The sequence below is a fragment of the Streptomyces sp. SBT349 genome (genome assembly GCF_001083795.1).
In the GTDB taxonomy this organism is placed as follows: Bacteria; Actinomycetota; Actinomycetes; order Streptomycetales; family Streptomycetaceae; genus Streptomyces.
In genome coordinates this window covers 1-11,126 of the sequence record NZ_LAVK01000263.1, presented here as the reverse complement: position 1 = coordinate 11,126, position 11,126 = coordinate 1, and the positions used below count along the sequence as shown (strand labels likewise).

The 11,126-nt window shown below is 72.7% G+C and carries 9 protein-coding genes and 1 tRNA gene; 3 read left to right on the top strand and 7 right to left on the bottom strand.

The genetic code is table 11. From position 1 onward, the window contains the following. From ADY01_RS26075 to ADY01_RS26060, 4 genes are all read right to left on the bottom strand, one after another. On the bottom strand, positions 1 to 1,768 hold a 1,768-nt coding region (locus ADY01_RS26075), incomplete at its 3' end, for a tetratricopeptide repeat protein (RefSeq protein WP_049578395.1). Between the two features lie 383 nt (positions 1,769 to 2,151). Further along, on the bottom strand, positions 2,152 to 5,226 hold the full coding sequence (locus tag ADY01_RS26070; RefSeq protein WP_159001441.1) for an AfsR/SARP family transcriptional regulator: 3,075 nt from the start codon (positions 5,224 to 5,226) through the stop codon (positions 2,152 to 2,154). Positions 5,227 to 5,714: 488 nt separating this feature from the next. Further along, positions 5,715 to 6,239 carry a flavoprotein gene (locus ADY01_RS26065; protein ID WP_107081825.1) on the bottom strand — a complete coding sequence of 175 codons (525 nt, stop codon included), beginning with the start codon at positions 6,237 to 6,239 and terminating at the stop codon, positions 5,715 to 5,717. After that, positions 6,236 to 7,432, bottom strand: coding sequence for a helix-turn-helix domain-containing protein (locus tag ADY01_RS26060; protein ID WP_049578391.1), 1,197 nt, complete (start codon positions 7,430 to 7,432; stop codon positions 6,236 to 6,238). The genes ADY01_RS26065 and ADY01_RS26060 overlap by 4 nt, the downstream gene beginning before the upstream one ends. Before the next feature lie 97 nt (positions 7,433 to 7,529). Between ADY01_RS26060 and ADY01_RS39360 the strand changes: the two genes are divergently transcribed. From ADY01_RS39360 to ADY01_RS39355, 3 genes are read left to right on the top strand one after another with little or no spacing between them, the layout of a single operon-like run. Then, positions 7,530 to 7,697: a hypothetical protein gene (locus ADY01_RS39360; RefSeq protein WP_159001439.1), complete on the top strand. Its 168-nt coding sequence runs from the start codon at positions 7,530 to 7,532 to the stop codon at positions 7,695 to 7,697. Beyond that, positions 7,694 to 8,140 carry a hypothetical protein gene (locus tag ADY01_RS38445; protein ID WP_049578389.1) on the top strand — a complete coding sequence of 149 codons (447 nt, stop codon included), beginning with the start codon at positions 7,694 to 7,696 and terminating at the stop codon, positions 8,138 to 8,140. Before ADY01_RS39360 ends, ADY01_RS38445 begins: the two co-directional genes overlap by 4 nt. Then, entirely contained in the window at positions 8,122 to 8,295 is a 174-nt protein-coding gene (locus ADY01_RS39355; protein ID WP_159001437.1) for a hypothetical protein, read from the top strand. The genes ADY01_RS38445 and ADY01_RS39355 overlap by 19 nt, the downstream gene beginning before the upstream one ends. 33 nt (positions 8,296 to 8,328) lie before the next feature. Here the strand turns inward: ADY01_RS39355 and ADY01_RS26050 are convergent, their stop codons facing one another. The 3 genes from ADY01_RS26050 to ADY01_RS26040 all read right to left on the bottom strand — a co-directional run bounded on the left by ADY01_RS26050 (position 8,329) and on the right by ADY01_RS26040 (position 10,880). Continuing rightward, on the bottom strand, positions 8,329 to 8,595 hold the full coding sequence (locus ADY01_RS26050; protein ID WP_049578388.1) for a helix-turn-helix domain-containing protein: 267 nt from the start codon (positions 8,593 to 8,595) through the stop codon (positions 8,329 to 8,331). Positions 8,596 to 8,863: 268 nt separating this feature from the next. Then, positions 8,864 to 8,939: transfer RNA gene (locus ADY01_RS26045), tRNA-Lys, on the bottom strand. 81 nt (positions 8,940 to 9,020) lie between these two features. Further along, positions 9,021 to 10,880, bottom strand: a complete 1,860-nt coding sequence (locus ADY01_RS26040; protein ID WP_049578386.1) for a DEAD/DEAH box helicase — start codon at positions 10,878 to 10,880, stop codon at positions 9,021 to 9,023. Positions 10,881 to 11,126 lie beyond the last annotated feature (246 nt).

Below are 11,126 nucleotides of genomic sequence, written 5' to 3'. Positions count from 1 at the left end.
CCAGCGCGCGCCGGGCCGCCGGACGGTCCCCGGCCCGCAGGCGGGCCTGCCCGAGGCGGCGCCAGATCAGCGCTTCGTAGTACGGGTCGCCGGTGCCCCTGACCGCGCTCAGGGCCTCGGTCAGAAGGGCGATGGCCTCGGCGTGGCGCCCTTGGAGGCTCTCCACCTCGCCCAGCGCGGAACGTTCCCGGGCCGCGCCCCGCGCATCGCCCTCCCGGTCGCGGATGCCGAGAGCGGTGCGGAAGAGCTCGCCCGCGCGGGCCAGGTCACCGAGCTCGCCGTGCGTGAGGCCGACGTTGTGGAGGACCAGGGCCTCGCCCCTGCGATCGCCGGTCTCCCGGCGGAGCGCCAGCGCCTCGTCGAACACCCGCAGCGCGTCCTGGTGCCGCCCGGCCTCGCGCAGCGCGACCCCGAGCCCGTTGCGCAGCCGGGCCTCGGCCACCGGATGCCCGCAGGCACGGGCCGCGTCGGCGCCGGCCTCGTGGCTGGCGATCCAGTCCTCGTGGTACCGCATGTAGGTGAACAGCCCCCACAGCGCCTCGGCGAGCTGCCAGGTGGCCGTGGCGTTGCCGAGGCTCGCCGCCAGGCGCTGGACGGCCATCAGGTTGTCGTGCTCGGCGTCGAGCCACGCCAGGCCGGCGGCGAGGTCGCCGAACGCCCGGGGGTTCGGCGGCTCATGGGTGTACGCGACGTCGGGGCGGCGCCGTTGGGGATAGACCACGCGGTCGGCGGCGTTGGCCGTGGCCAGGTAGTGGTCGATGACGCGCTGGACCGTCTCCCCCCGCTGCTCGTGGCCGTCGTCGGCCTCCGCCCGCTCGCGGGCATGCCGGTGGATGAGGTCGTGGAACTTGTACCGGCCGGGGCCCACCACCGTGAGCAGATTCGCCTCGGCCAGCGTGGCGAGCCCACGCGCCGGGTCCGGGACCTCGGGGGCGGTGGGCGCCACGGCGTCGGCGACCCCGGCGTCGAACTCCGGGCCGGGGTGCAGGCCGAGACGGCGGTAGAGCCGCTTGGCCTCCGCCGGCAGCGCGGCGTGAACCTGGTCCAGACACGCGTCCATCGAGACGGCCTCCTCGTCTGTGTTCGTCCGGTCGATCGGCAGGTCGACGACGAAGCTCGCCGCCGCGGCCGCCACGCTCCAGCCGGGCCGTATGGCGAGCAGCGCGGCTCCGACGCACAGCGCGAGCGGGAAGCGGCCACAGGACCTCACGAGTTCCATGGCCGCGGCGGCGTCGGCCGCCACCCGGTCCCGGCCCGCGATGCGGCCGAGCAGTTCCAGGGAGGATTCGGTGTCGAGGGGGCCGAGCTGCACCATCTCGGCGCCGTCGAGCAGCAGGGAGGTCAGACGCCACCTGCTGGTCACCACGCACAGGCTGCCCGGCGAGGCGGGCATCAGCGGGCGCACCTGGGCGGCCGACAGGGCGTTGTCGCAGAGAACGGCGATGCGGCGGTCGGCTGTGACGGTGCGGTAGAGCGCCGCCTGCCCCGGGAGATCGGACGGCACCTGCTCGGGGGGGACGCCGAGGGCCTGGAGGAACTTCGGCAGAACGGTGCTGGCTCCCATGGGCTCCTCGACCTGGTGACCGCGCAGGTCGACATAGAGCTGACCGTCGGGGAAGCCCGCGGCGCGGCCGTGCATCCACGACAGGGCGAGCGACGTCTTTCCCACGCCCGGTGGTCCGCTGATCAACGTGAGAGCGGGCGTCCCGTCGGCGGACGCGGCGTCCAGCGCGGCATCCAGGGCGGCGAAGCTGTCCGCGCGGTTCATGAAATGCCGCACGCGCCGCGGCAGTTGCCGCGGGGTATGGAATCGACTTCCGCTCCGGTCCCCCGCCCCGGCCCCGGCCCCGGCCCCGGCCCCGGCCCCGAAATACACGTCACCGTGGATCGCCGCGGCCTGGACACTCGATCCCCCCACGGTGCCGGAAAGAGCGTTGTGTGCCTCAGAGCTTTCCCGCATAAGCGCGCCCCCCGCAAGTCGTCATGATCAATACCGCACGGTCTCACCTTCGTGGAGCCGACAAAACTCTCCCTGAAGAGCATCTCCACTTCCCGGGGGCGCCCGCCCCCGGAAACGAGGCGCAAGGAGGGTGCGCGTGCATGGGCGCGCGCCAGGAGCGGTCACCGCGCCGCGCGGGCCCCCCTTCCACCTCAACGCCGCGTTCCATGGGTGGCCAGCCGCCGCCGCACGGCCTCCGCCTCCTCCCGGGCCCCCTCCAGCCGTTCGTAGAGCTCCAGGGCGTGCAGCCAGTACCGGCCGGCATCCACCGCCTGGCCGGTCGCGACCAGCGCGAGCCCGAGCCCCTCGGCCGCCCGCGCCTCCTCGTAGGGCGCGCTGATCCGCTGGGCGATGCGCAACGCGTCCTCGTACGCGGCCTGCGCGGCCCGGTGGCTCCCCGACGCGCCCTGAGCGGCGGCGAGCCCCGCCACCGCGCGCTGCCGCTGAAAGAGGTCCCCGATCCGCCGCGCGATGGTTTCGGCCATCGAGTGGTGGGCGATGGCCTCGCTGAACTGCCCCATCGCGTGAAAGGTGAGACCGATGTTCGTCAGGGAGTCCGCTTCACAGCGCTGATCGCGAATGGCACGGTAGTTGCTGAGCGCCATACGGAGATATTCGAGCGCCGCCTCGGGATCGCCCGTATCGCGGCAGAGATTCCCCAGATTGTTGGAGAGAATGGCAAGCTCCTGCCGCCCACCGATCCGGCGGACGAGGAGCAGCGACTCCTCGTAATAGCGGCGGGCCTCCTCGTTGTGCCCGAGCAGGCTGAGAACCTCGCCGATGTTGTTCAGGGCCTTCAGCTCCCCCCGGCGGTCGCCGATCGCGCGCATCAGTTCCAGCGCGGTGCGTGACTGGTCGAGCGACTCCTGACGTCGGCCCATGTACGCGAACACCACGGCCTGCTGGTACAGGGATTCGGCCTCCCCCCGTGCGTTGCCGACCCGCCGGTGCAGGGTGAGCGCGCCGTCGAAGGCGCCGGCCGCGGAGGCGAAGCGGCCCGACACGAGCTCGATCAGGGCCCGTTGCGCCAGGGACTCCGCCTGCCCCCACTCGTCGCCGGCGCCCTGGTACAGCTCCATCGCCTCCGCCACGCGGCTCAGCGCCGCGTCCGGTTCTCCCCTGAGCCAGAGGTTCTGGGTTCGTTCCAGGAGGATCCGCGCGAGCGAGAGGGGGTCGTCCAGCTCGCGCCAGTGGGCCACGCCGATGTCCAGCAGCTCCGCGGCGGCCTCCCAGACGCCCCAGGTCCGGAAGACCTCGGCCAGCACCAGCGGGAAGTACCTGGCGTGATGCGGTGACTCGGCCGTGGCGAAGCGGGTGACGGCGAGGAGGTTGGCGCGCTCCGCGTCCAGCCACGCCTCCGCGGCGTCCTGTTCCAACGGAGGGGCCACACCGCTCGGAAGCCGGCCGAGGAGCCCGGACGGCCGTCTTCGCCGGGGGTGGGCGAGCCGGTCGGCCGCGTCCGCCGTGGCGAGGTAGTAGTCCAGCAGCCGCTCGACGGCCTTCCGGCGCACCAGGGGAGCGTCGTCCCGTCTTCCGAGCCTGCCCGCGAAAGCGCGCACCAGGCCGTGCGCCACGTAGCGGTCCCGGACGGGCTCGTCGATCAGGTTGTTGTCGAGCAGTTCGTCCAGGCCACGCCGGACGACCGCGACGTCCGAGCCGGTCAGCGCCGTCGCGGCGTGCAGCGTGAGATCGGGGCCCGGATGGAGGGCGAGACAGCGGAAGAGCCATCGGCAGTGAGCGTCGAGCTCGGAATAGGAGAGGTCGAACGCCGGCGCTATCCCCGGTGGAGCGTCGATCTCGTCGAGCGGCTCGCTGGCCAGGGCCAGCCTGTCGACGAGGTCGCTGACAGCCCACGCCTCACGGTGTCTGAAACGGTTGGCGGTGAGCTGGATCGCCAGCGGATGGCGTTCGCAACGGTCCACCGCCTCCCCGACCGCCGTCGTGTCCGACGCCCGGGCCTCGCCCGCGATGCGCGTGAACAGCGCGGCGGCCTCGGCCGCCGGGGGAACACCGAGGGGGACGGGCAGCACACCTTCGAGGTCCGCCATGCGATTCCTGCTGGTGAGGATCACGCAGCAACGCGCCATGCCGGGCAGAAGCGGACGGACCTGCGCCGCGTCACGGGCGTCGTCCAGCACCACCAGCACGCGCCGATGGGCCAGCGCCTCGCGCCAGCGCGCCGAGCGCTCGTCCAGCGTGGCAGGGAGCTTGTCGTCCGCTCCGATCGCGTGCAGGAGTGCCGCCAGCGCGTCCGAGGGATCACGTGGCGGCTGCCGCTCGCGGTTGAAGGCCCGCAGATCCACATAGAGGGAACCGTCGGGAAAGCGCTCGCGGAGCAGATGGGCGGCGCGCACCGCGAGCGTTGTCTTCCCGATGCCGGGCATGCCGTGCACCACGTAGAGGGGAAGGGCCGTTCCACGCGTTTCCCCGAGGAGCACGCGCAGTTCCTCCTCGCGCCCGGTGAAGTCGGGGTTGTCCCGCAGCATCGTGTCGGGTGCCCCGGATCCCGGCGTGACGGGCCGGTCGAGCTCCGGAGCGAGGAGAGTGGCGTCGCGCGTGAGGATGCGCTGATGAAGATCCGCGAGCGCCTCGCTGGGCGAGAACCCCAGTTCGTCGCGGAGTCGCCTGCGCGTTCTGTGGAAGACGCCCAGGGACTCGGCGTAACGGCCGCTGCGGTAGAGCGCCAGCATGAGGAGGTGGGCAGCGGATTCGGTGACGGGGTGCCGCTCGGCCATCTCCCTCAGTTCGCCGAGGAGATCGGCGTGACGTCCGAGCCCCAACTCCAGCTGCACCCTGGCCTCGTGAACGCGTCGCCGTTCCTCTCCGAGGCGGACTCGCAGCGCGGTGGCCCAGTGCCCGTCGAACTCGCTGAGCGGCTCCCCTCGCCACAGGGCCTCGGCCTCGGCCAGCAGTTCGGCCGCGCGCTCCCCGTCGCCGTTCTCGGCGACCGCCTTGGCCTGACGGTGCAGACGGCGGAACCGCAGCAGGTCAACCGCCTCCGGCTCGACCTCCAGGCGGTACGTGCGTGCCGTGAAGTCGATGCTCACCCGGTCACCGACGACGGAGAGCCGGTTGCGCAGCCGCGAGATGTGGGACTGAAGGGATCCCGTGGCGGATGGCGGTGGATCGCCGTCCCAGACCCGACGCTTCAGCTCGTCGACGGAAATCGGTTCGCCGGCGACGGCGAGCATGCTGGCCAGGACGCACCGCTCTTTGGATGAGCCCAACACCACTCGTCGCCCCTCGAATAAGAGTTCGAGAGGGCCCAGCATTCGGAACTGCACCAGCGCCCCCAGGCCGGTTGCCCGCTGCGAAACCGCGCATCGACTTTCGCACGGTTGTGCAGCGGGCCACCAGGGGGCGTGATTCCGGGTGAGGCAGGAGCCTCAGGCAGCCGGATTCACAGCATGAACATGAAAAGACTCATGTCTGACTCCACATGCTGAGGAATGGGGGCATATCCATGCGCGACGAGTCGACCCCTTGAATGGTGGACAAGGTAGCCGCTGCCGAACGGATGATCAGAGGTTACACCGCACGGGGAGCCCGCTCGACCGCCCTCAGGTGCCTCCCACCTCGCCAAACTCCTTGGCCAGCCCGCGCATTGATCTCCCGGGCGCGAGGTCGCCGACGGACGAGCGCACACGCGCGCTCTTGTTCGAGCGTGTGGAAATCGAAGTCGCCCCGCGAGAACGCGCCCCCTTGATGCCGGTGCTCACGCCTGGAGTGCGGCAAGCCCCGCGGACCACGCGAACGCGGAGGCGTCTCCCCGCTTCGGGGGATGCGGCTCACCCGGCGCGAACACCACCCGCACGCCCTGCTCCCGTAGCGTCTCCACCGCGCGACCAACTGCGGGCTGGGCGCCAAGCGCCGTGGACCAGAACGGCATCACGGCCACCGGCACACCAAGGTGCACGCCCTCCGCAGGCAGCCCCAGCGCGACCGTGTCCGTGATCCCTGCCGCCCACTTGCACGCGCTCGTCGTCGTCAGCGGCGCCACGAGCATCGCCGCTGCCTTCGGCAACGCGTCCCGTTCACCAGGCAGCTTGTACTCGGACCGCACCAGGCGGCCCGTCAGCTCCTCCAGCTCCGACCGCCGGTCAGCCCACCAGCGGGCAGCGGACGGCGACAGGATGAGGCACACGTCCCACCCCGCGGCCTGCGCCCGGCGCACGCCATCGTCCACGTGCTGCGCGGGGCCGGCCGCGCACGCGATCAGGTACAACACGCGGCCGTTCACGCGGGAATCCCGCAGCGTTCGGCGAGACCACGCAGGTCCGCACCGGGAGACGGGACTAGCACGAGGAGATCCTGCACGATGGCCACGACCGCCGGGCGGTGCACCTCCTCAGGCGCGAGCCGCTCGGCTTCCAGAAGCGCGCAGATAGCGTCGTCGCGGCGGCGGGTCAAGGCCGCGGCGCGTGCAGTCGTCACAAGGTGCCGGGCCCGGCGTTCGCGCCACATCCCGGCGAGCGCCCCGGGTTCGATGCGGCGGGTCGCCTCGACGGCAGCCCAGGCGTCGTCCAGCCGCAGCAGGACGTCGACCTCGTGGAGGGCAACGTTGGTGGGCCCGAACCCGGTGAAGTCCGCATCCTCCTGGCCCTGCCGTGCGGCGACCTCCTCAGCCTCGCTCAGGCGCCCCGTGGCGGCGGCGACTGCCGCCGGGGTGCGCCCGGCGCCGGTGGCGCCGATCGCGGCGACGAGGTACAGCATGCCGAGGGTGGACAGCCCCACCGTGCCACCTCGTTCGAGGTCCGGGCGCAGGGTCCGGGCGCTGACGGTGGCGTACTCGACGGCGGCGGCGTGCCGCTGCTGGTGTATCAAGCCGCGCGCGACCCGCCGTGCCGAGGCGCCGATGGCCACCGGGTCGCCGGAGGTCTCGGCGGCGGCGAGCGCCCGGTCCGCGGCGAGTACGCCCGGCGTGCAGGCGTGACGGCTGTACTTGTAGAGGAGGCTGGCGGCGAGTTGGTAGGCGCGCGAGAGGATCGTCGCGGCTTCCGCGCTGCCATCCGCGGCGGCGGTGTGCGCGTCGGCGAGGACCGCGGGGAGGTCGCGGGCGGTGGCCGCGTAGTGGCAGGCGGCCCACGCCTGGCAGCAGAACGCGAGCCGGCGCCGCAGGTTGGGCAAGCCGACTGGGTGGGTGCTGGTCGGGGGCGGGTGGTGCAGGGAGTCCGCGAGGGCGGCCACGTCCGGCGGGAGCGGGGTGGTGGCGGGCGCGGGCATGGGGTCGCTCAAGAGCCGTTCCAGGGGGATGCGTAGTACATCGGCTGCCCGCTGGAGCACGGACAGCCTGGGGTCCTGCTGTCGCTGCCCGCCCTCGATGTCCTGGACCCAGCGCCGGGACTGCCCCATGAGTCTGCCGAAATCGCTCTGGGTGAGTCCTCGGTGCTCTCGCCAGTAGGCGATGCGGCGGCCGATGCGGTCAGTGTCCATGGCGCCTCCCCGCAGCAGGGCACGCACTTTGCGTGCTCACAGTTAGTTATAGCGGCTCTACGTTCCGGTTGGCACCGAACCCCCGGGAGAGCCGACCATGATGCGAACCCCCCGCACGCCGCCCGAGCCCGCGCCGCCGCCGTTGGACGACACGCCGCCGACGCTGATCGACGGCCGCCGGTGCCCGGCGGCGCGGCCCACGGAACGCTGCCCCGGCTGCGACGACATGGTGGAGTCGCCGGCCCCGCACCGGTACTCGTCATGAGACTGCCGCTGCTGGTCCTGGTCCCCACCTGCATCGACTGCCGCGAGCGCGCGAACGACCCGACCCCGGTGGCGCTCCACCCTCACGGCTGGATCCTCACCGTGTGCGGCAACTGCCTGATCACCGGCCGGTGGATCCCCCTCGCGCAACGCCCCGAACTGGGCGCCGGGGAGCCGCTGAACTACCCGCCCGACCCGCACATGCCCGAGCGCCTGATCCGCCGCCTCGCCCACCTCGGTCCACGTCCTGACCTCCGGCCGCTGATAGAGCGGGTCGTCTCCGCGTGGGCCCTGATCACCCTGGACTGGCTGCTCACGGCCGCGGAGATGGCCGCCGCGCAGCGGGATCTCCGCGAGGCCGTCACCGAACTGCGGGCGGCTACCCGCGGCTGGCTCCACGTCGTGGAGGGAGAGGGAGGTGCCTCGTGCAGGGAATCAGCCTGACGCTGCCCGACCCGGAGCGCGGACTCGCCGAGCGCACGGCGGGCCGCTGCTGGATCGCGTGCGACCCCGAGGCCCAACAGGCCGTCACCTGGCTCGGACCCGTCACCATCGGCGGCCCCGCCGGGAGCAAGACCCACTCCGACGACACGGACTAACCCCACCTGCTGCGCGTCCGTCCCCGGCCGCTGTCAACCTCCGGACGGAGGCCCGGGCTCCTCCTCACGGACCAGCTCGGCCAGGTCAACGCCGACGGCGTCGGCGATCGCGATGAGCCAGTCGAGCCGTGTGCTGATGGTGCCGAGCTGGACGCGGTAGACCGTGTGGCGGGAGAGCCCGGCGCGTTCGGCGAGGCGCTCCTGGCTCATGCCCGCGTGGAGCATGGCGGCGCGGATGCGGGAGCCGATCTCCCGGCGGCCGGCGAGGACGCGAGCGCTCGGCGGATCGGTCGATGGCACATGATCACGACACCGGCGGCTTGATCATGTGCCTGCCGCTGGTCAGCAGCAGTTTGTGACATGCCCCGGAGGTACCGTGCTGACGCTCGGTCTCGTAGGCTCGGGCGATCCGGTACAGACCGCCTCGACGCCCCACAGACGGAGCACCGGCGGCCTCGCCCCCCAGGCGTCCCGCCGGTGCTCCTCTTTCATGATCGTCAGACGTTCGGGCCAGCAGCGCGCCAGCAGCGACCGCCACGGCGCAGACGGGGTCTGGCCTGGGGCCACGTGGTAGGCCGTGTGGGACTCGAACCCACAACCAAAGGATTAAAAGTCCTCTGCTCTGCCAATTGAGCTAACGGCCCGCACGGAGCAGCATAACCGGGGCTTGTGCCCGGCCTCGAAGCCTTTCCGGTGGCGTCGGGGCCGGGCCGCAAGCGGTGCCGTCAGCTGTCGCGCTTCCAGCGGGGCTTGTACGAGGACGAGGGGCGGTCGCGGTCGTCGCGGCGGAAGCTTCCGCCGCCGTCACGGTCGTCGCGGCGGAAGCCGCCGCCGTTGCCCCGGGCGCGGTTGTCGTCGTTCCGGCCGTAGGGGCGGCGCTCGAACGAGGTGCCGTCGCGGCGGTCGTCCCGCCGGAAGCCACCGCTTCCGCTGCCACCACCGCTGCCACCGCTGCCGCTGCCACCGCTTCGGCCGCGGTTCCCCTCGTCGCGGCGCTGGAACGGGCGGCGGTCGTCGCCGCGCCGGTCATCGCGCCGGAACCCGTTGCCACGGCCCTGGCCGCGCTCGCGGTCGTCGTGCTGCCTGGGCGCATCGGCGCGGGCCGCCTTCTCGGCGCGGCGCGCCTCGCGCAGCGCCTCGCGCTCGGCCTCCCGCTCCGCCTCGGCGATGGCCAGCACCCGCGCCTCCGCCGCCGCGGCGATCGCCTCGGCCGGGTCGTCGCCGCGCTCGCGCGCCGCGCGGCCGGTCAGCCGCTCGGCCTCTTCGAGCAGCTCGGTGGCCTTCTCGCGGGCCCGCTCCAGCTCGCGGTTGAGCCGCGCCACCTCGCCCTCGGCGTGCCGCACGGCGCCCATCGCCGCCTCGGCCTGCACCTCGGTCAGCGAGCGCGCGCCGATGATGTGGGCGACCTCGGCGTCGAACAGGTCGCCCCGGCCGATGATGTGGCGCGAGGCGTCCACGCCCGCGTCCTCCATCAGCCGGAAGATGGTGCGCCGCTGGTGCGGCAGCGCCAGCGAGACGACCGTGCCGGAACGGCCCGCCCGCGCGGTGCGGCCGGAACGGTGGAGGTAGTCCTTGTGGTCGGCGGCCGGGTCCACGTTCAGCACGAGGTCGACGTTGTCGACGTGGATACCGCGCGCCGCGACGTCCGTGGCGACCAGAACGCCGACCCTGCCGTCCTTGAAGTCGGCCAGCGTGCGGGTGCGCGCGCCCTGCGTCATGCCGCCGTGCAGCGCGTCCGCGCGCACGCCCGCCTCGCGCAGCTGCCCGGCCACGCGGTCGGCGCCGAGCTGCGTGCGGACGAAGACGATGGAACGCCCCTCGCCCGCGGCGATGGCGGCGGTCAGCGGGGCCTTGTCACGCGGCTTCACGACCAGCACGTGGTGGGACATGGTCGTCACCGCGCCCTGGGCCGCGTCCACCTCGTGGCTGACCGGGTCGACCAGGTACCGCTTGACCAGGGTGTCGATCTCGTGCTCCAGCGTCGCCGAGAACAGCATCCGCTGGCCGCCCGGAGGCACCTGGTCGAGCAGCTCGGTGACCTCGGGCATGAAGCCCAGGTCGGCCATCTGGTCGGCCTCGTCGAGAACGGCCACCTCGACGTCCGCCAGCGAGCAGGCGCCGCGGCCGATGACGTCGCGGAGCCGGCCGGGCGTGGCGACGAGGATGTCGACGCCGCGTTCGAGGGCGTAGATCTGGTTCCCCATGGAGGTGCCGCCGCAGACGACCTTCAGGCGGAGGCCGAGCACGTCGCCGTACGGCTCCAGGGCGTCGGACACCTGCATGGCGAGCTCACGGGTGGGCGTGAGGATGACGGCGCGGGGGCGCTTGGGGGCGGTGCGCGCGCCGGAGAGGCGGGCGAGCAGCGGCAGGCCGAAGCTCAGGGTCTTGCCGGAGCCGGTGCGTCCCCGGCCGAGGATGTCGTGCCCCGCCAGCGCGTCCGGGATGGTCGCTTCCTGGATGGGGAACGGGGTGGTCACGCCCTTCTCGGCGAGCTTGCGCACAATGCTCGGCGGCAGGCCGAGGTCGGCGAAGGTGGTCGTCGGCTCGTCCAGGGGGAGGACAGCCTCAGGGGTGGAAACGGACATGCGAGGTGAGAACCTTCCGGAGTCAGGTGGTCGGCACGCGCCTTAGCTCCGTAGGTGCTCTGGACCGCCTGGATGCGGTCAGCCACGGCTGGACGAGGAACGCGCCACACGGCGCGCTGCTTCGGGGCGCCGGGCAAGTGGGATCAAACGATCTACAAGCATACGCACCGTGCGGGCGACGGCGCAAACGGGTCAGTCTCCGCCCTCGGGCGGGGGCGGTTCCGCCGTCGGGGACGGGGCGGCCGG